The organism is Saccharibacillus qingshengii (genome assembly GCF_013185195.1).
Taxonomy (GTDB): domain Bacteria; phylum Bacillota; class Bacilli; order Paenibacillales; family Paenibacillaceae; genus Saccharibacillus; species Saccharibacillus qingshengii.
The window spans coordinates 32110-54199 of sequence record NZ_JAAZWC010000018.1 but is presented as its reverse complement, the minus strand read 5'-3'; the positions used below and the strand labels follow the sequence as shown (position 1 = coordinate 54199).

At 57.0% G+C, this 22090-nt stretch carries 17 protein-coding genes and 1 riboswitch; of the genes, 13 read left to right on the top strand and 4 right to left on the bottom strand.

What is annotated here, in order from left to right; translation table 11 throughout:
- Positions 1-32 precede the first annotated feature (32 nt).
- The 8 genes from HRQ60_RS15635 to HRQ60_RS15600 all read left to right on the top strand — a co-directional run bounded on the left by HRQ60_RS15635 (position 33) and on the right by HRQ60_RS15600 (position 9015).
- Entirely contained in the window at positions 33-806 is a 774-nt protein-coding gene (locus HRQ60_RS15635; protein WP_172197037.1) for a DeoR/GlpR family DNA-binding transcription regulator, read from the top strand.
- A 47-nt stretch (positions 807-853) separates the two neighbouring features.
- Complete coding sequence (gene kduD, locus HRQ60_RS15630) at positions 854-1606, top strand: 2-dehydro-3-deoxy-D-gluconate 5-dehydrogenase KduD (RefSeq protein ID WP_172197034.1); 753 nt, start codon at positions 854-856, stop codon at positions 1604-1606.
- 162 nt (positions 1607-1768) lie between these two features.
- The gene (locus HRQ60_RS15625) at positions 1769-2629 is read left to right on the top strand and encodes a sugar phosphate isomerase/epimerase family protein (protein ID WP_172197031.1); all 861 of its coding nucleotides are present in this window, start codon (positions 1769-1771) and stop codon (positions 2627-2629) included.
- Positions 2630-2740: 111 nt separating this feature from the next.
- On the top strand, positions 2741-3568 hold the full coding sequence (locus HRQ60_RS15620) for an SDR family NAD(P)-dependent oxidoreductase (RefSeq protein ID WP_172197028.1): 828 nt from the start codon (positions 2741-2743) through the stop codon (positions 3566-3568).
- A 331-nt stretch (positions 3569-3899) separates the two neighbouring features.
- The gene (locus HRQ60_RS15615) at positions 3900-5195 is read left to right on the top strand and encodes a homocysteine synthase (RefSeq protein WP_172197025.1); all 1296 of its coding nucleotides are present in this window, start codon (positions 3900-3902) and stop codon (positions 5193-5195) included.
- A 348-nt stretch (positions 5196-5543) separates the two neighbouring features.
- Positions 5544-7571, top strand: a complete 2028-nt coding sequence (locus HRQ60_RS15610; RefSeq protein ID WP_172197023.1) for a heavy metal translocating P-type ATPase — start codon at positions 5544-5546, stop codon at positions 7569-7571.
- 117 nt (positions 7572-7688) lie between these two features.
- Positions 7689-8642: a thioredoxin-disulfide reductase gene (gene trxB / locus HRQ60_RS15605; RefSeq protein WP_172197021.1), complete on the top strand. Its 954-nt coding sequence runs from the start codon at positions 7689-7691 to the stop codon at positions 8640-8642.
- Between the two features lie 142 nt (positions 8643-8784).
- Positions 8785-9015 (top strand): glutaredoxin family protein, encoded by a 231-nt coding sequence (locus tag HRQ60_RS15600; RefSeq protein ID WP_172197019.1) that lies wholly within the window; start codon positions 8785-8787, stop codon positions 9013-9015.
- A gap of 177 nt (positions 9016-9192) precedes the next feature.
- Here HRQ60_RS15600 and HRQ60_RS15595 read toward each other — a convergent pair whose 3' ends face one another.
- Positions 9193-10410: an ROK family transcriptional regulator gene (locus HRQ60_RS15595; RefSeq protein ID WP_172197017.1), complete on the bottom strand. Its 1218-nt coding sequence runs from the start codon at positions 10408-10410 to the stop codon at positions 9193-9195.
- Positions 10411-10628: 218 nt separating this feature from the next.
- On the opposite strand from HRQ60_RS15595, the gene xylA reads away from it, so the two are divergent.
- The 3 genes from xylA to HRQ60_RS15580 all read left to right on the top strand — a co-directional run bounded on the left by xylA (position 10629) and on the right by HRQ60_RS15580 (position 15180).
- Positions 10629-11942 (top strand): xylose isomerase, encoded by a 1314-nt coding sequence (gene xylA, locus HRQ60_RS15590; RefSeq protein WP_172197015.1) that lies wholly within the window; start codon positions 10629-10631, stop codon positions 11940-11942.
- Between the two features lie 393 nt (positions 11943-12335).
- Positions 12336-13838: a xylulokinase gene (gene xylB, locus HRQ60_RS15585; RefSeq protein ID WP_172197013.1), complete on the top strand. Its 1503-nt coding sequence runs from the start codon at positions 12336-12338 to the stop codon at positions 13836-13838.
- Between the two features lie 220 nt (positions 13839-14058).
- Complete coding sequence (locus tag HRQ60_RS15580) at positions 14059-15180, top strand: transglutaminase domain-containing protein (RefSeq protein WP_172197011.1); 1122 nt, start codon at positions 14059-14061, stop codon at positions 15178-15180.
- Between the two features lie 131 nt (positions 15181-15311).
- On the opposite strand, the gene HRQ60_RS15575 is transcribed toward HRQ60_RS15580, so the two are convergent.
- Together HRQ60_RS15575 and HRQ60_RS15570 are read right to left on the bottom strand one after the other, a co-directional pair.
- Positions 15312-16781: an amino acid permease gene (locus tag HRQ60_RS15575; RefSeq protein WP_172197009.1), complete on the bottom strand. Its 1470-nt coding sequence runs from the start codon at positions 16779-16781 to the stop codon at positions 15312-15314.
- A gap of 118 nt (positions 16782-16899) precedes the next feature.
- A riboswitch (Lysine riboswitch) is annotated at positions 16900-17086 on the bottom strand.
- A gap of 239 nt (positions 17087-17325) precedes the next feature.
- Positions 17326-18474, bottom strand: a complete 1149-nt coding sequence (locus tag HRQ60_RS15570) for a virulence factor (protein WP_172197007.1) — start codon at positions 18472-18474, stop codon at positions 17326-17328.
- Positions 18475-18765: 291 nt separating this feature from the next.
- On the opposite strand from HRQ60_RS15570, the gene HRQ60_RS15565 reads away from it, so the two are divergent.
- Positions 18766-19866 carry an MBL fold metallo-hydrolase gene (locus HRQ60_RS15565; protein ID WP_172197005.1) on the top strand — a complete coding sequence of 367 codons (1101 nt, stop codon included), beginning with the start codon at positions 18766-18768 and terminating at the stop codon, positions 19864-19866.
- A gap of 204 nt (positions 19867-20070) precedes the next feature.
- The gene (locus HRQ60_RS15560) at positions 20071-21696 is read left to right on the top strand and encodes an ABC-F family ATP-binding cassette domain-containing protein (RefSeq protein WP_172197003.1); all 1626 of its coding nucleotides are present in this window, start codon (positions 20071-20073) and stop codon (positions 21694-21696) included.
- Between the two features lie 169 nt (positions 21697-21865).
- On the opposite strand, the gene HRQ60_RS15555 is transcribed toward HRQ60_RS15560, so the two are convergent.
- Positions 21866-22048: a hypothetical protein gene (locus HRQ60_RS15555; RefSeq protein WP_172197001.1), complete on the bottom strand. Its 183-nt coding sequence runs from the start codon at positions 22046-22048 to the stop codon at positions 21866-21868.
- Between the last annotated feature and the right edge of the window lie 42 nt (positions 22049-22090).

The following is a 22090-nucleotide window of genomic DNA, read 5'->3' as shown; positions in this document are numbered from 1 at the left end:
CACTTTTTACGGAATAGGAGCTATGCCCAGACATGAACGCACTCAAACGGCACGAGAAGATTATGGAGATTCTGATTGAGCGGCAGGAGATCGGAGTAGGCGAACTGAGTTCGCTGCTGGATGTGACCGGCAAGACGATTCGGGAAGATCTGGCGCGGCTCGAGGAAAAAGGACTGCTCATGCGTGTGCACGGCGGTGCGATGCTGGCCCAGAACGATCAGTTCGGCATTTTGTCGTCCAAAGGAACAGGCGATAAGCATGCCGCGGAAAAAGCGGAAATCGCCGCGCGTGCGCTGCGTTATATCGAACCCGGCGATATTATCGCTTTGGACGGAGGCGGTACGACGCTCGAAATGGCCCGCCAACTCGATAATGTTCCGCTGACCGTGATTACGAACGACCTGTTTATTCTCAGCGAATTGGCGCGCAAGGATAAGATCCGTCTGGTCGTACCGGGCGGCGAGCGCGTGCGCAACGTGCTGATCGGTCCGACCAGCGCGGAGTTCGTCGAAGGCCTGAATATCAGCAAAGCGTTCCTGTCGGCCACCGCTCTGCATGCGGAACTCGGCGCTTCGATCTACACGGGCGATCTGGTGCCGTACAAGAAAGCCCTCGTTCGGACGGCCCGCCGGGTATACGGAGTGGTCGAGCACCAGAAATTCGGACAGTTCGCTCTCTGGACGTTTGCGGAATGCCAAGAGCTGGACGTAATTATTACCGACAGCCAGCTGGACGAGGTACAAAAAGCTATATTTGCACAAAAGAATATCACGTTGGACGACGGAAGCGGCGAACGGAAGATTTAGACCGGAAGGCCTCGGACGAACCGGCGACATTTTGGGAGGAAAAAAAGATGGGCGTATTCGATCTGAACGGTAAAGTGGCATTGGTAACGGGAGCAAGCGGGGGACTGGGTCAAGGCATGGCGCTTGCGCTGGCGGAAGCGGGAGCGGATATTCTGGCCGTGTCCTACACGTCGTCTTCCGACACGGTAGACAAGGTGAAAGCGCTCGGACGCCAGGCTTACGAGATTCAGGCCGATCTGAGCAAAAAGGAAGAATTGGAAGGCGTAGTCGCACGCTGCCTGGAACTTGCGGGCCATATCGATATTCTGATCAACAATGCGGGCATTATCCGGCGTACGCCGATCTCCCAGCACAGTTGGGAAGATTTCGACGATGTGCTGGATATCAACTTGAAGACGGTCTTTTACCTGACGCAGTTGGTCGGCAACCATATGGTTGAACGCGGCAGCGGCAAAGTGATCAACATCGCTTCCATGCTGTCTTTCCAGGGCGGAATCAACGTGCCCGGGTACACGGCGAGCAAACACGGCGTCGCGGGCCTGACCAAAGCGTTCGCGAACGAATGGGCATCCAAAGGCGTGCAGGTCAACGCGATCGCACCGGGTTATATGTCGACCGACAATACGGCACCGATCCGCGAAGATAAAGACCGGACAGATTCGATCACGGTACGTATTCCGGCTGCGCGCTGGGGAACGGGCGAAGACGTAGGCGGTCCGGCCGTGTTCCTGGCTTCATCGGCGGCCAATTACGTAAACGGGCACATCCTCTGCGTAGACGGAGGCTGGATGATCCGTTAAACCGGCGTATCCAACCGGAGGGAAGAAAGACTTCGTGAAATGCTGGCAGAACAGGCAAAACGGTTTCCGAAGCGGGCGGCAGAGGGGCAAGGCGGGAAGAGAACCTGTCGGCCCCCTGCCGCTTTTTGCTTATCGGGCCGTACAACAAAGGAGGAACTGCAGATGAAACTCGGTATTCTGGCACATACCTACGGCAAACTTCCGGCAGCGGAACTGGCGCGCAAAGTGGCGGAGGAAGGCTTCACTTCCGTCCAGCTGGCCCTGCTCAAAGCGATCGGGGATATCGACTGCTCGCCCGGCCGCCTGAGCCCGGGACTGGCCAACCATATTGCCGAAACGTTCGACCGGGAAGGCGTGCGTATCGCGGTGCTCGGCTGTTATATCGATCCCGTCCATCCCGATCCGGATGTCCGTCGATCCGAAATCGTCCGCTTCAAGGAACATCTGCGCCTGGCCCGGGATTTTGGCTGCGGCATGGTTGCGACGGAGACGGGGGCTATCCGGACCTACGCCGAATCGTATCCGTCGAATTTCGAAGAACACGGTTGGGGCGTGCTGCGGGAGACCGTATCCGAACTGGCCGAAGAAGCGGAAAAATGGGGCGTGAAGCTGGCAATGGAGCCGGTTGCCGGGCACACGCTGCATTCGCTCGGCCATTTCCGCCGGCTGCTTGAAGAAGTGCCGTCCTCGACGATCGGTCTGCTGTTCGATGCCTGCAATCTGCTGAACGAAGAAAGACTGCCGAAGCAGGACGAACTGATCCGGGAAGCTTTCGATACGCTGGCCGACCGCATGGTACTGATTCATGCCAAAGATTTGGACTTTGGCGAGGGTGGACACTTTGCGGGCAGCGGACGCCCAAGATTGGACCGGCCGATCGGCGGAGGGCTGCTGAACAAAGAACTGCTCTACCGTCTCCTCAAGGCGTACAAACCGCATATCGATATCTCGCTTGAAGGCGTTACGGCTTCGGAAGCCAAGCCTGCGGCCGATACGCTTCGGCGCCTCTACGCAGAGGCTTGATCCAAGTACCCAACATGCGATAAATACGCAGAAACACGCTTATTTGCGGTCGGGTCCGGGTAATGGGGCGTGAAGCCCCAACCCAGACTATGACAAAAGGAGCGAACGCAAATGAGTCATTCCACGCAGGATTCGAAGCAGTTTCCCGTTGCCTTGGTAACAGGCGGAGTCAAAGGCATCGGCAGAGGGATCTGCCATGTGCTGGCCCAAAAAGGATACCGGATCGCACTGACTTACCATTCGCATGCCGACGACTCGGAAAGTTTTACAAAAGAACTCAAGCACATCTACGGAGCCGATCCTTTTGCGCTGGAGAGCGATCTGACGCAGCCGGGCGAACCGAAGAAGGTGGTCGATGCCGTATTGGAAAAGTTCGGCCGGATCGATCTGCTGGTCAACAATGCCGGCCAGAGCACGATGAAGCCGCTGACGGAGCTGGAAGAAGAAGAGATCGCCTGGATGATCGCGCTCGATTACACCGCGCCTATTGTGTTATCCAAATATGCCGTACGATCGATGATCGAACGCGGCATTCCGGGCAGCGTCCACTTTATTACTTCGTCCCGCGGCGAACGCGCTTATCCGGGGGACAGCATCTACGGCGGAATGAAAGCGGCGCTGATCCGCTCCTGCGGTTCGTTGGCACTCGAATGGGCTCCGCACGGGATTCGGACGAACTGCGTCGCCCCCGGAGCGACCGTCAACGATCTGGATCAGGATGCCCGGACGGAACCGTTGGGACGGAAAATCCCTCTCGGCCGCCTCGGGACGCCGTCCGATATCGGCGAAGCGGTCGCCTGGTTGGCATCCGACAAAGCGGCTTATATTACCGGTATCAATCTGCGGATCGACGGTGGGCTCATTCTGCCGGGCATGCCCGAAGACACATCGGAAGAAGCCGGTTACGGATGGGGCTTTATGCATCCCGAACACGACTGAACGAACGACCATCCGATCGAAGCCGGTATCAAGCGGTCTGTGAGCAAACAGACTGCTTTTTTGTATTAAACTCACTAATCCAATCGGGATTTAAAATAGGGCCTTTTCATTCCTCTCCATCTGTGTCAGAATAGGATCCAAGCACCGCGTTCAAGAACTAAAGAGCAGGGAGTCCTCCAGCAGCTTGATCTCAGCCAGAGCTTGAACCACCTGCCGTCCATGCCAAATGGCGCGATCTATTCGCTGTTTGAACACGGTCGGCGGACCGGAAACGTGGGGATATTCCGTTTATTATCCGGCGCATACGCCGGCATTTCGGGAGGAATCGGACATGACTGAAGACAGAAAGCTTGCTTTTGAGACGCTCGCCGTACACGGCGGACAGGAAATCGATCCGGTAACGGGAGCGCGCGCCGTACCGCTGTACCAGACGACTTCATACGGATTCCGCGATACGGAACATGCGGCCAATCTGTTCGGACTCAAGGAATTCGGCAATATTTATACGCGTTTGATGAATCCGACCAGCGATGTATTCGAGCAGCGGGTTGCCGCTCTCGAAGGCGGAGCGGGTGCGCTTGCAACCGCGTCCGGCCAGGCGGCCATCACTTTCTCGCTGCTCAATATCGCGGGAGCGGGAGACGAGATCGTCTCGTCGGCCAGTTTGTACGGCGGTACCTATAATCTGTTCGCCGTTACGCTGCCTAAGCTCGGCATCAAAGTCCATTTCGTCGATTCCAGCGATCCCGAGAACTTCCGCAAGGTGATCAACGAGAAGACCAAAGCCGTCTATGCGGAAACGATCGGCAATCCGCGCGGCGACGTACTGGATATTCAGGCCGTCGCGGATATCGCCCACGAGAACGGGGTTCCGTTGATCGTGGACAATACGTTCCCGAGTCCGTACCTGCTGCGTCCGATCGAGCACGGAGCGGATATCGTTGTCCATTCCGCGACCAAGTTCATCGGCGGCCACGGCACGTCGATCGGCGGCATTATCGTGGACGGAGGCAAGTTCGACTGGGCGGCAAGCGGCCGCTTCCCGGGGCTGACCGAGCCGGACCCGAGCTATCACGGCCTCGTCTATACCGACGCGGTCGGTCCGATCGCCTATATTATCAAGGCCCGCGTACAGCTTATGCGCGATCTGGGAGCGGCGATCTCCCCGTTCAACTCCTGGCTGCTTCTTCAGGGATTGGAGACGCTGCATCTGCGGATGGAGCGCCACAGCCAGAACGCTGCGGCGGTTGCCAAGTTCCTCGAAGGCCACGATCAGGTAGAGTGGGTCAACTACTCCGGCCTGCCTAGCCATCCGTCTTATGAATTGGCCCAGAAGTATCTGCCGAAGGGGCAGGGTGCGATTCTGACGTTCGGCATCAAAGGCGGAATCGAGGCCGGCAAAAAGCTGATCGAGAGTGTCAAACTGTTCTCGCATCTGGCGAATGTCGGCGATTCCAAGAGTCTGATCATTCACCCGGCCAGCACCACGCACCAGCAGCTCGGCGAAACGGAGCAGATCGCTTCCGGCGTACTGCCGGGAATGGTCAGACTGTCGATCGGTACCGAATCGATCGACGACATCCTTCAGGATCTCGAACAGGCGATTGCCGCTTCGGGTACGAACTGAAGCCGCTGCCCAGGCAGCAGCATCTGATAAACCGCTTTCAAGCCGCAGATTCCGTTTAGACGGGGTCTGCGGCTTTTTGTTGGAAATATTCGATAAATCGACAAAATGAACAGCGATTCCGGCTATAACCGGCTCCGAAAAAGGCTTTACATTTATCAAGGAAAGGCGTACGATTTTAGTGTAAAAGTTGCCTTGAGTCAAAAAAATTGAATATAGGAAAAATGAGTCTCATTCTCATTTCACACATGTTGCTTCGGGAAACCCGAAGCAGCATGTGCCATTTTCAGGCAGCTAACAATAACTCTCATTCTCAGTGACCGTTTCGAAAAAAGAAAAGGAGGCAGGGCGATGTGGATCTATCCGTCGGTAAAAAAACAGGGGTATGCAGCGAAGGGCACGGATCAGCCGGTTCGGCCCGTATCCATGCTGCGTCAAATGCTCCGGCATCCAGAAGTCCGCAAAGCGCTCGGCAGTGGGCTGCTGATGCTGGCAGCGTGGGGAATCGCGTATGCCGGGATGGAAAAGACGGCCGTGATCGTCTATGGACTGGCTTATATGCTGGGCGGTTGGGACAAAGCGCGGGACGGTATTCGCAAGCTGGCTGCCGAACGTGAGCTGGATGTCAATCTGCTGATGGTGGCCGCTGCACTGGGCGCGGCGGCGATCGGCTATTGGAACGAAGGAGCGCTTCTGATCTTTATCTTCGCGCTGAGCGGTGCCCTCGAGAGCTTTGCTTCCGATCGCAGCGGCCGCGACATTTCCAAATTGATCGAGCTTAGACCGCATCTCGCGCAGAAGATCGAAAACGAAGGAATCCGGGAGATCGAAGCCAAGGAACTGGTCTCGGGCGATCGGATTCTGGTTCGGCCGGGCGAGATGATTCCGGCGGACGGACGAATCGTCGCGGGCTGCTCGGCTGTCGACCAATCTTCGATCACCGGGGAGTCCGTTCCCGTCGATCGGGGGCCGGACGAAGAAGTCTATGCGGGCAGCCTCAACGGCGAAGGAACCCTGCGAATCGATGTGACCCGCGATGCGGCGGACACGCTGCTCGCGAAGATGATTCGTATGGTCGAACAGGCGCAGGAAGATTCGCCAAGATCACAGCATTTTGTCGAACGATTCGAATCCGTCTACGTCAAAGCGGTGCTGGTCGCGGCGGCTGTGCTGATTGCATGCGGGCCATGGCTCTGGTCGGGCGGCTGGCCGGTTTCTTTTTACAAAGGGATGGTCTTTCTCGTTGTCGCTTCGCCCTGCGCGATCGTGGCTTCGATTATGCCGGCAGTCCTGTCGGCGATGTCCAGTGCGGCAAGGCACGGCATTCTGTTCAAAGGAGGCGGACACGTAGAGAAGTTGGCGGGGACGCGGGTTGTCGCTTTTGACAAGACGGGTACGCTGACTCGCGGAGAACCCGAATTGTCCGAACTGCTCCCGGCTCCCGGTTGGGATGAACGGGAGGTGCTTCGGTTCGCCGCCGCGATCGAACGCAATTCCTCGCATCCTCTTGCCCTTGCGGTCGTGAGGAAAGCGGAAGAGGCCGGTTTGATTCTGCCTGACACCGTAAATGCCCGCGAACGTCCCGGTTTCGGAATCGAGGCCGAAATCGAAGGCGAACGCTGGTCTGTCGGCCGTCTGCCGCAAGGAACGACCGGGATGACCGGTGAACAAAATCTTCGCTTCGCAGCCCCTGCTTCTGCGGAAGGCGGTACTTCGGAAGAAGCGGCCGCGCCAAGCTGGTGGGAAGCGGAACTTGAGCGGCTTTATCGGCAGGGACGCACGGTATCCTTCGTGCTTCGCGAAGACAAGGTGGCAGCCCTGCTCGCAATGAGCGACCAGCTGCGGTCCGAAGCGCGTGAAGCGGTAGAGGGGCTGCGGTCGCTTGGCATCGAGGTGGCCATGCTGACCGGGGACCGAAGCGGCGCCGCCGCTGCAGCGGCTTCGGAGGCCGGGATCGAGCTCGTATTCGCCGATCTGCTGCCGGGCGACAAGGTCGAGCGAATTCGCGAGCTGCGTGCGCGTTACGGACCTGTATTGATGGTTGGAGACGGAGTGAATGATGCGCCCGCGATGGCGGCTGCCGACCTGAGCATGGGGATGGGAATCCGGGGGAGCGGGGCGGCTCTCGGTACGGCAGATGTGGTCTTGATGCGCGACGAGATCGCCTCCGTCTCGGAAGCGATTCGGCTGTCGCGGCGGGCGGGCCGGATCATCAAGCAGAATCTGGCGTTTGCGATCGGAGTCATTCTGCTGCTTATGGCGGGCAGTCTGTCGCTCGACTTCGCGCTGCCGCTTGGGGTACTCGGCCATGAAGGCAGTACGCTGCTCGTCATTCTGAACGGTCTGCGTCTGCTGGGGAAGCGCACATTTATTCATTAAATCTTCATTTTCATGGTGACAAATTCAACTTGACACAATTGATTTAAAACGCCATAATGAGAACTACATTGTAATCATTATAAAATAGGAACGACTGAGAAAGAGGAGGATCTTTGTATGTATAAATCGATCATTGTCGGTACCGGACCCGCCGGACTGACCGCTGCTATCTATCTGGCTCGCGCCAACATGAGTCCCCTGATCATCGAAGGACCGCAGCCGGGCGGACAGCTTACGACGACAACCGAAGTCGAGAACTTCCCGGGCTTCCCGGACGGTATCATGGGACCCGAGCTGATGGACAACATGCGCAAGCAGGCGGAGCGTTTCGGCGCCGAATTCCGTACGGGCTGGGTCGAGAATGTCGATTTGTCGCAGCGTCCTTTCAAGCTTAACGTGGAAGGCCTGGGGGAACTGGTTACGGAGACGCTGATCATCTCGACCGGCGCAACCGCCAAATATCTCGGCATCCCCGGCGAAGAAGAGAATGTCGGAATGGGCGTCAGCACCTGCGCGACCTGCGACGGCTTCTTTTTCCGCGGCAAAGAAATCATCGTGGTCGGCGGCGGCGATTCGGCGATCGAAGAAGCGAACTTCCTGACCCGCTTCGCGACAAAAGTAACGCTGGTTCACCGCAGAGGCGAGCTGCGCGCGTCGAAGATCATGCAGGATCGCGCCCGTCAGAACCCGAAGATCGAATGGGCGCTGGACCGGACGCCGCTTGAAGTTGTCAAAGGCGATACCGAATTGAAAGGCCTCCGTGTCCGCAACAACCAAACGGGCGAGGAAGAGCTGATCGAAGCGAGCGGCGTATTCGTGGCAATCGGCCACCATCCGAACACCGGCTTCCTGGACGGACAGGTCACGACGGACGAGAATGGTTATATCGTCGTGACGCCGGGTACGAGCGAAACGAATATTCCGGGCGTATTTGCCTGCGGCGACGTACAGGATACCCGTTACCGTCAAGCGATCACGGCAGCCGGAAGCGGCTGTGCGGCGGCGATGGACTGCGAACGTTACATCGAAAGCCTGGAGTTTGCCGAAGCAGCGGCCGAAGCGGTACGTTAAGTCCCGAATAAAGCGAAACGCCGCTTTTTCCGAGCCGGGGTATGAAGCCGAGCTTGGTATTGCGGAGCGATCGCGTTACAATAAAACAGACGGATAGTTAAACAAGAACCAATCCAAATCGAGCGAAAAGGTGGAGACTCCCATGGCAACCGCAATCGTATATACCAAAACAACCTGCCCGCACTGCACACAGGTCAAGACTTATCTGAACGCAAAAGGTGTCGCTTACGAAGAGCGCAACATCGAACACAGCGACGAGTTTGCCCAGCAGGTATGGGACATGGGACTGCGCGCCGTACCGGTTACCGTGATCGGCGATGCCAAGATCGTGGGTATGAACAAGCTTCAACTGGAAAAAGCGCTGAACGCGTAAGCTTCCGCTTCCGAACGATCGTTTCTTCTGTGAAAAATGAGCAAAAAGGCGAAACCTCCAGGGTTTCGCCTTTTTGCCGTATGGACATTGGAGCCGGCTATACGCCGCTCCGACAAGAACGCCAAAGGGCGAGACCGGCCGCCTGCAAAGCCTCGTGCTTGTTGGGGCGACAGCCCGCTACAGCGAGACCCGTACGCGTCCGAGAAACTGCGAGACCGCCAGATGCGCCGCTCCGAGCACCGCCGAACGGCTGCCGAGCCCCGAGAACGAAATAGCCAGCTCGCGCCGGTGATACGGCAGCGCCCGTTCCGCGATCGCTTCGAGCATGGCCGGTTCGATCCATTCTTTGGCTTCGGTCAGTGGACCGCCTACGACAATCTTCTCGGGATTGAAGCCGTTGACCAGATTGGTGATCCCGATTCCCAATCGTCGGCCGATCTCCGTATACATCGCAATCGTCTCTTCATGGCCACCGCGTGCCCGCGCCGTCAGCTCCCGCGTCGTCAGAGACGGAAGGGGAGAAGCTTGATCCGCGGCATCCGATTTTTTGTCGTCGGCCGCCGTATTCTTTTCCGAAGCTTCGGCATAGGCGTAAGCCCGCTCCGATGCATACAGCTCCCAACATCCGCGGCTGCCGCAGCTGCACAGCCGGCCGTCGCTTTCGATCGACATATGGCCGGTTTCGCCGGCGTAGCCCCATGCGCCTTTGTACAGTTGGCCGTCGATGATCATGCCCGAGCCGATCCCCATGCCCGCGCTGACATATACCAGATGCCGCACATGCCGCCCTGCGCCGTATTCGCGTTCGCCCGCCGCGCCTGCATTGGCTTCGTTATCGATGACGACAGGGACGCCGAACTCGGCTTCAAGCCTTGTTTTGAGATCGATGCCTTCCCAACCCAGGTTGGGCGCGTACAAGATCACGCCCGCTTCGTCGACCATGCCGGGAACGCCGACGCCGATACCGATCAACCCGTACGGCGTTTCCGGAGCCGCTTCGAGCAGGGGGGCGGTCACTTCCCGGATCGCGGCAAAAGCCGACTCCGGATCATGCCGGGCAAGAGGGGTGCTCCGTTCGAGCAGAATGCCTCCTTTGAGATCGGTCAGCGCCGCCTTGACAAGCGTGACGCCAAGCTCGATTCCGATCGCGCAGCCTGCGGCTTCATTGAACAGCAGCATGAGCGGCTTGCGGCCTCCGCTGGATTCTCCCGGTCCGGTTTCTTCGACGAGCTTCTGCTGGAGCAGCTCCGCCGTCAGATTGGACACCGTCGCTTTGTTGAGTCCTGTCCGCTCGGACACATCCGTTCTCGACAGCGGTCCTTTTCTGCGAATCGTGTCCAGCACGATCGATTTATTCAGTTTTTTTACAAGCGCCTGATCTCCGGTCACCCTCATCGCATTTCCTCCATCCGTGCCTGGAACATCTTTTTATCTTAAGCCACCTCGGCCGGAACCGTCGAGCTCTACGTGCTGGGCACCGCTATTATCTTTTGATTTTAACCCACCCCAACTTTTTTCGAAAGACTTAGTTTATCCAATAGACAAAGTTTTTGCGATGTGCTAGGATAGCCATGTAAACGATTTCTGCGAAATAACGAGGAGGCATTTCTTACATGGCTTATTTTGAAAACGTCGGTAAAGTGGCTTACGAAGGCAGTCAGTCGCAAAACCCATTCGCTTTTAAATTCTACAATGCGGACGAAGTGGTAGCAGGCAAAAAGATGTCCGAGCACCTGAAATTCTCGATGGCTTACTGGCACACGCTGACGGCGGAAGGCAACGACCCGTTCGGCGCGACAACGGCGATCCGTCCTTGGCATTCGTATTCGGGCATGGACCTGGCCAAAGCCCGCGTCGAAGCCGGATTCGAGTTCATGGACAAAATGGGATTGGATTACTTCTGTTTCCACGATATCGACGTAACGCCTGAAGGATCGACGCTCAAAGAGTTTTTCGCGAACATCGACACGATCGTCGACCTGATTGAATCGAACATGAAATCCAGCGGCAAAAAACTGCTCTGGAACACGGCCAACATGTTCACGAATCCGCGCTTCGTACACGGCGCCGCATCGACCAACAATGCGGACGTGTACGCTCATGCAGCGGCTCAAATCAAGAAAGGTCTCGAAGTCGGCAAACGTCTCGGCGGCGAGAACTACGTGTTCTGGGGCGGACGCGAAGGCTACATGTCCCTGCTCAACACGGACATGAAGCTCGAGCAGGACAACATCGCGCGCATGTTCCACATGGCGGTTGATTACGCGAAGGAAATCGGCTTCGATGCCCAATTCCTGATCGAACCGAAACCGAAAGAGCCGACGAAGCACCAGTACGACTTCGACGCGGCGACTTCGATTGCTTTCCTGCAAAAATACAATCTCGACAAAGACTTCAAGCTCAACCTGGAAGCCAACCACGCGACACTGGCCGGCCACACGTTCGAGCATGAACTGCGCGTAGCCCGCATCAACGGCATGCTGGGTTCGCTCGACGCCAACCAAGGCGACATGCTGCTGGGCTGGGATACCGACGAATTCCCGGTTAACGTCTACGACGCGACACTGACCATGTACGAAGTGCTGAAGAACGACGGCCTGGGCAAAGGCGGCATCAACTTCGACGCCAAAGTCCGCCGCGACTCTTTTGAAGCCGACGACCTGTTCCTGGCTCATATCGCCGGTATGGACACGTATGCCAAAGGCCTCAAAGTCGCTGCCAAGCTGATCGAAGACGGCGCGTTCGACAAAGTGATCGAAGAACGCTACAGCAGCTTCTCCGAAGGCATCGGCGCCGACATCGTAGCCGGCAAAACGACTCTGGCTTCCCTGTCCGAGTATGCGATGAACAACGAGAACCCGCGCCCGAACAAGTCCGGACGCCAAGAACTTCTTCAGTCTGTTCTTAACCAGTATATTTATGGTTAAAGGAACGAGATTTGCATACCCCTTAGGGCCTAGCGAATCGAGTTCCCGCGCCAAGCGACAATCTCTGACAAGCCGGATTATGCGGATCCGATAGCCAAGCATAACCGGGCTCCGCGCCGAGCGACTTTTGATTTTTAATCGGCTCACTGCACCCACACAAATAAAAGCCGGCAATTCGACCGGCTCAGCCGCGTCTTCCGTCTACCCCCGGGTTTCACCCATCCCGGGTTCTCCCGGCGGTTCGGACCGCGGCGTCAGGGTTCCACACATACAGAATCGCACAAGCGATCATTGCTTCATAATCGGACGGCTTCCCGCAAGCTCCCTTCGGGGAGGGGAGCCGTCCTTTTACGTTTGCTTGTACAAGCTCTCTACATTCAAAGGAGGAACACAATGACTTACGTAATCGGAATCGACCTCGGCACAAGCGCCGTCAAATCGGTACTCGTAGACCGCAAGGGTACCGTCGTCCGCGAAGAGTCGGAAGAATATCCGCTGTATCAGCCGCAGCCGGGCTACAGCGAACAGGAAGCGGAAGACTGGGTCGAGAAGACCGTCCTGTCGCTTAATAAGCTGCTCGAAGCGAGCGGCGTCAAGCCGGAAGAGATCGAAGGCATCAGCTTCTCGGGCCAGATGCACGGACTGGTGCTCGTCGGCGCCGACGGCCGTGCGCTGCGCCGCGCGATTCTCTGGAACGATACGCGTACGACGCCGCAGTGCCGCAGAATCGAGCAGGTCCTGGGCGACAAGCTGCTGAAGATCGCGCGCAACCGCGCGCTGGAAGGCTTCACCCTGCCGAAGATTCTATGGGTGCAGGAACACGAACCGGAAATTCTGGAACAAGCGGAGCTGTTTCTGCTGCCCAAAGATTACGTCCGTCTGCGCTTGACCGGCAGTGCCGCCATGGATTATTCGGATGCGGCCGGTACCCTGCTGCTGGATGTGGGCGGCAAACGCTGGAGCGAAGAAATTGGCGAAGCGTTCGGTCTCAAGCCGTCGCTGTTCCCGGTACTCGTCGAATCGTTCGACGATACGGGAGCCCTGCTGCCGGAGATGCAGCAGCGCACCGGCCTGACGGGCGCTACGCGCGTCTATGCGGGCGGAGCGGACAATGCCTGCGGCGCAATCGGAGCGGGCATCCTGAGCGAAGGACAGACGATGTGCAGTATCGGTACGTCGGGCGTAGTGCTCTCGTACGAGACGCGCCGCGATCTGGATTTCGAAGGCAAAGTCCATTTCTTCAACCACAGCGAAAAAGACGCGTTCTACATCATGGGCGTGACGCTTGCGGCCGGCTACAGCATGCAGTGGTTCCGCGAAACGTTCGGCGGCGGCGTCTCCTTCGAGGAACTGCTCGGCGGCATCGGCGAAGTCTCGCCGGGCGCGAACGGCCTGCTGTTCACGCCGTATATCGTCGGCGAACGTACGCCGCACCCGGATGCGGATATCCGGGGCAGCTTCATAGGCATCGACGCGAGCCACAAGCTGCGGCATTTCGCCCGGGCCGTGATGGAAGGCATCACGTTCTCGCTGCGCGAATCGATCGATATCCTGCGCGCAGCCGGCAAGACGGTCGACAAAGTGATCTCGATCGGCGGCGGCGCCAAAAACAAGGAATGGCTGCAAATGCAGGCGGACGTGTTCGGCGCGGACGTCGTGAAGCTCGAAAGCGAACAGGGGCCGGCGATGGGCGCTGCGATGCTGGCCGCTTACGGCAGCGGCTGGTTCGAGACGCTGCAGGACTGCGCGAACGAGTTTATCCGTGAATCGGTAACCTATCAACCGGATCCACAGCGCACGCAAACGTATGACAAGCTGTTCGCGGTCTATCAGGACGTTTACGGACAGACAGCGGAACTCAATCGCAAGCTGGCCGCTTTCCGTGGCACTCACTAAGACCGGCGGCTGTCTCTTTTTTCGAATACGATCCGGCAGGCCGTTTTCCCGTTAAGGGAGAACGGCTTTTTTCGTGCGAATCAGTGGAAGATCCGGGAGAACGGAAGTTGCTTTTTGACGGAGGAGGATCATAATAAAGGAAAGGGACGTTACAAAAAACCAGTCCTCCTACCGATATAGGAAAAGAGACTTTCGTCAGTAAAGGGGAGAATGCAGGCACATGAAGGGACATGCAAAAAGACAACTGTTGAAAATGGGCACGGCACTCGCACTGGTGACGGCAGGCACGTTCGGAGGGTTCCATCCGCTGTCGGTACTTCCTTCCGCACATGCGGCTTCCCTATCGCCGACGCAGGCACGAGCGCAGCTGCAGGAGCAGCTGTTCCGAGCTTTGTCGGCGCACAAAGAAAGTGTGAAACTGTCCTATTCCGGAAGTATAAGCGAATTGAAAAAGGCGATCGAACCGGCACTGGATGCGGCGATCGCCCGTGATCCCTATATTCATTACACGATGAAAGGCTATGCCTACTCGCTGAGCGGAACGTCCGCTTCGTCTTCTGCCGAGATCAAGCTGTCTTACCGGGAAACGGCGGAGCAGAGCGCTTATGTGAAGAGCCAAGTCGCCGCCGCACTCAAAAAGAACGTGAAGCCCGGCATGAACGACCATATGAAAGTGAAAGCGATCCATGACTGGGTGGTACGCACTTTGAAATACGATACGACCTTGTCGAAGTTTACGGCATACGAAGGCTTGAAGACCGGCAGCACGGTCTGCCAGGGTTATGCGCTGCTTACCTATGAGATGCTCAAGCAGGCGGGATTCCAGACGAATATCGTCGAAGGTTACGTGAAGAGCGAAGCGCATGCCTGGAATATGGTCAAGCTGGACGGCAAGTGGTACCAGATCGATACGACCTGGGATGATCCCGTGCCCGACCGGGGCGACCTCGTTTCGACTTCGTATTACCTCGTCACCGACCAGCAGCTCCGCCAGGATCATACCTGGAAATCGGCCAATTATCCCAAGGCCGTGACGGCTTATAACGAGACGCTTGATCTGCTGGTCGCCAAAGGCGTTCAGGGGTCCAAAGAACTCCGGGCTTCCCTCGGGTATTCGGCGTCTTCGAACACGATCGTGTCGACGGCGGCCCTGCTTCAGCAGGTGGTCCAAGCGGCGAATACCGAAGGTCAGAACAGTCTGACTTTCCGCTATCGGGGCACCAAAACAAAGTTGAAAAACGATCTGCAGACGCTGTACCGTTCCGGGATTTCGCCGATCGGATATACGAGCAAATCGCTGGGCAGTCTCAGCAGCTGGAAGATTACGCTGTATTGGAACTGACCGGCCCCATCTGTATAAAAAGAGCTTCGATCCCCGGTATTCCGGCGAACGAAGCTCTTTTTGGATGATGCAACAGATAACAGGCGAGTCGGGCTTCGGCAGCTGCCGGAGCGTGGAACGCGCCGCCGTGCTTACTCGTCGCCGCGTCCGCTCAAGTCGCATTCTTCCAAAGGAATGACTTTGGTGCCTTTGGCCAGTTTATAACCGAACCAGAGCACCAGGAACAGCGGCACGCTCAGATAAGTCGCGGTGAAGCCCATCCAGTCGACATTGCCGTTCTCGATCGTCGAGAGACTTTGACCGACGATGACGACCAAACAAAGCGCGAAAGCGAACAGAGGTCCGAACGGGAACCAGCGTGCGCGGTAAGGCAGTTCGTCCAGGCTCCGACCCTGTCTGACAAAAGCTCGGCGGAAGCGGTAATGGCTGACCGCGATTCCGACCCAGGTGATAAATCCGCACATGCCGGAAGCGTTCAGGAGCCAGCTGTAGACAACGCCGTCGCCGAAGAACGAAGCAAGGAAAGCCAGCATGCCGACAGCGGAGGTCATAATCAGCGCGTTGATCGGCACGCCGCCGCGGGTCAGCTTCGCCAGGAACTTCGGCGCTTTGCCTTCGATCGCCAGCGCGTACAGCATCCGAGTGGAAGCGTACATGCCGGAGTTGCCGGCCGAGAGCACGGACGTCAGGATAATCGCGTTCATGACGGCCGCCGCAAAAGCGAAGCCGGCACGCTCGAATACCAAAGTAAACGGACTGACGCCGATCTGGTCCAGCTCGCCGTTCAGCAGGTTGGGATCGGTATAAGGGATCAGCAGGCCGATAACGAAAATGGCCAGAATATAGAAAATGAGGATACGCCAGAACACCTGACGGATCGCGCGCGGCACGTTGCGGCGGGGATTTTCGCTTTCGCCGGCTGCAACGCCGATCAGCTCCGTACCCTGGAATGAGAAGCCGGCGGCCATGAAGACACCCAGGAAAGCAAGGAATCCGCCGTTAAACGGAGCATCTCCGGCCGTGAAGTTGCTGAAGCCGACCGCTTCGCCGCCCATGACTCCGAAGATCATGGCGACCCCGATCACGAGGAACAAGATGACGGTCACGATCTTGATCAGCGCAAACCAGTATTCCGCTTCTCCGTAAGCGCGGACGGACAAAGCATTCAAGAGAAACAAAATGGCCAGGAACAATACGCTCCACAGGAACGAAGAACTGTCAGGGAACCAGTATTTGATAATCAGCGTTGCGGCGGCAAGCTCCGCGGCAATCGTAACGGCCCAGTTGTACCAGTAGTTCCAGCCCATCGCGAAGCCAAGCGCGGGATCGACGAAGCGGCCGGCGTACGAACTGAACGAACCGGGTTCCGGCGAGTAGGTCGCAAGTTCGCCGAGACTGGTCATCAGGAAGTAGACCATAATGCCGACGGCACCGTAGGCGAGCAGGGCACCGCCCGGTCCCGCGCCCGCGATCGCTCCGCCGCTTGCGAGAAACAGTCCGGTTCCGATCGCGCCGCCAAGGGCGATCATGGTCATATGGCGGGCCTGAAGACCCTTTTTCAGCTGGGACGCCTGGGGCGCCTTTTCTTGGGATGTTTTCATGTGTCGGTCAACTCTCCTCGTGTGGGTTTGGACATCCACGAAAAGAAGCGTACGGCAAAAACCGGCAGACACGGGTCCGCCGGTTGAGCAAAATCCGCATCGCAAACTCGCTTCGTTTCGTGAAGATAGCTCAACACCCGCCCTGCGGCGGATGACAGTTCCGTTCCTTTCGGAGACGGCCCCAGCACGAATTCAGGTCAGAGAAATCCGTGCTTCGGCGGGTGCGCCTTTCCAAACCGGCATCTCGGGCGCTCTGCTGCGCCTCCGCCGGTGTACTGATCACCACCGCAACCTCTACCTCATCAGCGTTTCGAACTCGGCTGCGATGAGGACATAACGTATTCGGTTGAACTTGTTCAAATCAAAAAGCAAAAAAGCCAAAAGGCCGTGTATTCGCAGCGCGAACAACTTTCACAGTATACGGGATTGCTTTTGTTGAGGCAACCCTGTTTCACACAATCTTTTCCGGCCGGATCGAGAGACGAATAAGACCGGCTTGGGCAGCCGTGTCGGGCGCTGCGCCAGGCCGGTCCGATTTCCGGGGTCAGAGAGTTTCTTCCGGCTTCTGGCGGCTCTTGGCCATCTGCTGCCAGATGGTACCGGCCGCTTCTTCGCCGGAATCGATCCGCTCCAGCGCCATCCGCGCCTGCAGACCCACTTCGAATTCGGGATCGTTCGAAGCTTGTTCGAGCGCTTCGCGGGCCTCGGCGGTGCCGACTTCGTACAGGAAACGGGCTGCGCGCCAACGGACGATCTTGCTGGTGTCGGTCAGCGATTCCAGCATGACCTGCGTTGCCGCGGGGTCGCCGATATCCGACAGCGTATCGCCCGCCGTACGGCGAACCGCCGGTGAAGAGTCTTTCATCGCTTTGAAAAGAAGCTGCATCGCTGCCGGCGTCTTCAGATCGCCCAAGTAGACGACGGCGAGCCGGCGGGTCTGCATCTTCTCATCGCCGAGCGCACGTTCGATCAGCGGCAGTGTCTGTTCGCTGGCCTCCATCGCTTCAAGCGCGGAGTAGCGGCGGCGCCAGTCTGCGCTTTGCAGGCCTTCTTCGATTTCGGCCTGCGACCATTCGCGGCGCTGCTCGACGAACTCTTCGGCTTTTGCGCCGTGCGCAATCGCCTGCTTGATGACGCGTTCCAGACGCTCCTGCGGAAACGCCGCTTCGAGCTCCTGCTCGACTTCGCGCGCGATATCCGGCAGATCGCCGTAGCGGACGCCGTAATCGGTCAGCTTGCGTTCCTTGATCATCGTGGCGCTGGCCACTTCCGTTACCGCCTCCACAAAGCGCTGCGACAAGCCGATCCGTTCTTCCGTCAGGCCGGATTTGACCCGGATCTGCATCGGAATACCGCGGAAAAACTGGACGAATACCTGGGCTTCGCCGAAATGGCCCGCCGCGTCTTCGATATCCGAATCGACCGGTTGATCCGAACGGCTGCCGAAGACTTCCTGTACACTGGACAAAATAGCAGGCCAGTCCGCGCCGGGTTTACGGTCGATCGCCATAAAGTCCGTCGTGTGGAATACGCTTTTGACCCCTTCGATATGCAGCAGGCGCGCAATGACCGGCGGAGCGGAGCGTTCGTTATCCAGCGTATATGTTTTGCGAATTCCCGCTTCCAGCGTCTCGTTCAGATGAAGTTTCATCGTATTCGGGCTGGGCGTGGGTTCGATCAATTTGATTTCCATAGGTGATCAGACCTCCTTTATTCCTTATTTTACACGCCGCCATAATAATTGTCACAACCCTAGTACGTTGACCCAATCTAATCCGAGGTTTACGTTCGCCTGAAATAACCATTCCGTCGGAGACTTCGTACACGCTTCAGGTACGAAATCTCAGGGGGGCGTAACCTTACTTTTATCTGGGTCAAGGTACTCGGGATCCGTCAAATTGCAAAAATATTGAGCTTTCTTAGTCGATATAAGCAGAGAGAGGGTAATGAGAGAGTGAGGCAGTCTAGCGAAGGAGGAACGGATATGCCCAAGGTGAAGTACCTTAACGCAAACAATACCCCGATGGGGAAAACGCTCAAGGAACATCGCGACCGCCATCTGCACCGCAGACGCAAAAAACGCGATTATTCGTATATCATCCCGAGTCAGCCGGCCAAACTGGATTATTTGACGGACAACCGCGACGACGTAACGATTACCTGGGTGGGACATTCCACGTTTTTGATTCAGTACGCGGGCTTGAACATTTTGACCGATCCGATCTGGGCCAAGCGAATGGGAATCGGCAAGCGGCTTACGGAACCGGGAATTCCGATCGAGAAAGTGCCGCCTATCGATTTGATTCTGATTTCGCATTCCCATTACGATCACATGCATATCGCTTCGATCCGCAGACTGCAGAGCCCCAAGACGCAGATCGTCGTACCGGTCGGTTTGAAAAAGAAACTGGCGCGTAAACAGGTCGGACGCTGCATCGAGTTGGCCTGGTGGGAAGAGTTGGTGTTCGAAGGCGTTCGAATCACGTTTGTACCGACCCAGCACTGGACCCGTCGGACGCTGTTCGATGCGAATACGTCGCACTGGGGAGGATTTGTGCTGGAACCTGCCGAAGCCGTCAAGGTGACGCCAGGGACCGTCGTCGGTTCGCAGCAAAAGCCCTACGCCCGTCATGCGGATCCGTCGCCGATGGATTCCGAGGACGAAGCCAAATGCGGACGCTGGAGCGAGACGTTGAACGCCAACGTTTCCGCTGAAGGCGATCCTCTTCCGCCGACCGTTTATTTCGCGGGAGACAGCGGCTATTTTGCGGGTTTCCGCGAGATTGGAGACCGCTTCCGTGTCCACATTACGCTGATGCCGATCGGCGCTTATGAACCGGAATGGTTTATGGGGCCGCAGCATATGAATCCCGAACAGGCGCTGCAGGCTTTCCGGGACGTAGGAGCCGAGATCATGATCCCAATGCATTTCGGCACGTTCAAACTGTCCGACGACACCGCCGAAGAAGCGTTGGCGCGTCTGGAAGCCGAACGCAAGAGGACCGGTACCTCGCAGGACTGCATCAAGCTGATGGCGCACGGCGAGACCATGATCGTGCACGCGCAGCAGAAGATGATCGAATAAGCAAGCAGGCCGCCTCGGGTCTAACCGGGGCGGTTTTGATTCGTTTGCTGCGATTGATGAAATTTTACGGAAAAGAGTCGCATAATGTCTTACGCAGCTTCGTTTTATGCTATAATAAGCTTTTGAAAAGTACACTAGACTTTCAGGGTCGCCGCATGAAATAAGCGTTTAACGAAAAGTTTATAATAAAGGATGGGAATGCACATGATCAGTACAAGCGGCATTACGCTTCGCTACGGCAAGCGGCCACTTTTTGAAGACGTCAACATTCAATTCAATCCGGGCAATTGTTACGGCCTGATCGGCGCCAACGGCGCCGGCAAATCGACGTTCCTGAAGATCCTCTCCGGAGAGATCGAAGCGAACCAGGGCGAAGTCTCCATCACACCGGGCGAACGCCTGGCCGTGCTGAAGCAGAACCATTTCGAATACGACGAGTACCCGGTGCTGGAAACGGTCATCATGGGTCACAGCCGTCTGTATTCGATCATGAAAGAAAAAGACGAACTGTACGCCAAAAGCGACTTCTCCGAAGCGGACGGCATTCGTGCCGGCGAACTGGAAGGCGATTTCGCGGAACTGAACGGCTGGGATGCCGAATCCGACGCGGCCGCGCTTCTGATCGGCCTGGGCATTTCGCGCGACCTGCACGAAAAGAAGATGGACGAGCTGAGCGGCAACGAGAAAGTCCGCGTCCTGCTGGCCCAAGCCCTGTTCGGCAGCCCGCAGATCCTGCTGCTGGATGAGCCTACCAACCACTTGGACATCGAATCGATCAACTGGCTGGAGAACTTCCTGATGAGCTACGAAGGCACCGTCATCGTTGTCTCTCACGACCGGCACTTCCTGAACAAAGTCTGCACGCATATCGCGGATATCGACTTCGGCAAGATCCAGCTGTACGTCGGCAACTACGATTTCTGGTACGAGTCGAGCCAGCTGGCTCTGCGCCTCTTGCGCGACCAGAACAAGAAAAAAGAAGAGAAGATCAAAGAACTTCAAGCGTTCGTACAGCGTTTCTCGGCGAACGCCTCGAAATCCAAACAGGCGACTTCGCGGAAGAAACAGCTGGAGAAAATCTCCCTGGACGATATTCGTCCTTCCAACCGGAAATATCCGTTTATCAATTTCAAGCCGGAACGCGAAGCGGGCAAGCAGCTGCTGACGGTTGAAAATTTGAGCAAGTCTATCGATGGCGAGAAAGTGCTCGACAATTTCAACCTGGTCGTCAACAAAGGCGACAAGATTGCTTTCGTCGGTCCTTATGGTCTGCCGAAGTCGACTCTGTTCGATATCGTGATGGGTGAAACGGAAGCGGATGGCGGCGAATATACATGGGGCGTTACGACGACCCAGGCTTATTTCCCAAAAGACAACTCCGAGTTCTTCGAAGATGTCGATCTGAATCTCGTCGAATGGCTGCGCCAGTACTCCAACGAGCAGGATGAGACTTTCCTGCGCGGATTCCTCGGCCGCATGCTGTTTGCGGGCGAAGAAGGCCTCAAGAAAGCCAGCGTCCTGTCCGGGGGAGAGAAAGTCCGCTGCATGCTCGCGAAGATGATGCTCAACGGTGCCAACGCGCTGATCATGGATGAGCCGACCAACCACTTGGATCTGGAATCCATCACGGCGCTCAACAACGGCCTGATCGACTTCGACGGCACGCTGCTGTTCGTTTCCCATGACCATCAGTTTATCCAGACGATCGCCAACCGTATCGTGGAGATCACGCCAAACGGCGTAATCGATCGCGTGATGACCTATGACGAATATCTCGAGAACGATGAAGTGAAAGACCTGCGCAGCCGCATGTACACCGTTCAGGTCTAAGACCTGGACAGGAACACGGCCCAAGCCGCTTCCGCACAGACGACAGTCTGCCGCGGAAGCGGCTTTTTTGCGGCTGGGCTAATATCGTATATGAAGAGCATGAAAAAGCCCCTTTTCCGGTTTGATCCGGGAAAGGGGCTTTGTCTGCTGCGCAGTCGGACAGATCGGTTTACGATCCTCCGGTGCGGCGGCGCTGATTGTTTGCTTTTTTGTTGTTTTGGGTCGTCAGCTTTTTGGTGTCGTTCCCGTGAAAACCACTTTTGTTCGAGCCGGTTTGTTGTTTCTTCTGCTCCAGCTTGCTGCGGATCGCTTCGGCCAGATCGACTTTACGGGGTCCTTTTTCTTCGGTCATACGAAATTCCTCCTCGCTGCGCAGTATAACGTCCTTGACGGA

Bases quoted from the DNA above. Each gene is read 5' to 3' on its own strand.
- HRQ60_RS15580 (WP_172197011.1), top strand. From the start codon at position 14,059: ATGAAGGGACATGCAAAAAGACAACTGTTGAAAATGGGCACGGCACTC.
- HRQ60_RS15575 (WP_172197009.1), bottom strand. From the start codon at position 16,781: ATGAAAACATCCCAAGAAAAGGCGCCCCAGGCGTCCCAGCTGAAAAAG.
- HRQ60_RS15565 (WP_172197005.1), top strand. From the start codon at position 18,766: ATGCCCAAGGTGAAGTACCTTAACGCAAACAATACCCCGATGGGGAAA.
- HRQ60_RS15595 (WP_172197017.1), bottom strand. From the start codon at position 10,410: ATGAGGGTGACCGGAGATCAGGCGCTTGTAAAAAAACTGAATAAATCG.
- HRQ60_RS15555 (WP_172197001.1), bottom strand. From the start codon at position 22,048: ATGACCGAAGAAAAAGGACCCCGTAAAGTCGATCTGGCCGAAGCGATC.
- HRQ60_RS15570 (WP_172197007.1), bottom strand. From the start codon at position 18,474: ATGGAAATCAAATTGATCGAACCCACGCCCAGCCCGAATACGATGAAA.
- kduD (WP_172197034.1), top strand. From the start codon at position 854: ATGGGCGTATTCGATCTGAACGGTAAAGTGGCATTGGTAACGGGAGCA.
- HRQ60_RS15615 (WP_172197025.1), top strand. From the start codon at position 3,900: ATGACTGAAGACAGAAAGCTTGCTTTTGAGACGCTCGCCGTACACGGC.
- trxB (WP_172197021.1), top strand. From the start codon at position 7,689: ATGTATAAATCGATCATTGTCGGTACCGGACCCGCCGGACTGACCGCT.
- xylB (WP_172197013.1), top strand. From the start codon at position 12,336: ATGACTTACGTAATCGGAATCGACCTCGGCACAAGCGCCGTCAAATCG.
- HRQ60_RS15600 (WP_172197019.1), top strand. From the start codon at position 8,785: ATGGCAACCGCAATCGTATATACCAAAACAACCTGCCCGCACTGCACA.
- HRQ60_RS15635 (WP_172197037.1), top strand. From the start codon at position 33: ATGAACGCACTCAAACGGCACGAGAAGATTATGGAGATTCTGATTGAG.
- HRQ60_RS15610 (WP_172197023.1), top strand. From the start codon at position 5,544: ATGTGGATCTATCCGTCGGTAAAAAAACAGGGGTATGCAGCGAAGGGC.
- xylA (WP_172197015.1), top strand. From the start codon at position 10,629: ATGGCTTATTTTGAAAACGTCGGTAAAGTGGCTTACGAAGGCAGTCAG.
- HRQ60_RS15625 (WP_172197031.1), top strand. From the start codon at position 1,769: ATGAAACTCGGTATTCTGGCACATACCTACGGCAAACTTCCGGCAGCG.
- HRQ60_RS15620 (WP_172197028.1), top strand. From the start codon at position 2,741: ATGAGTCATTCCACGCAGGATTCGAAGCAGTTTCCCGTTGCCTTGGTA.
- HRQ60_RS15560 (WP_172197003.1), top strand. From the start codon at position 20,071: ATGATCAGTACAAGCGGCATTACGCTTCGCTACGGCAAGCGGCCACTT.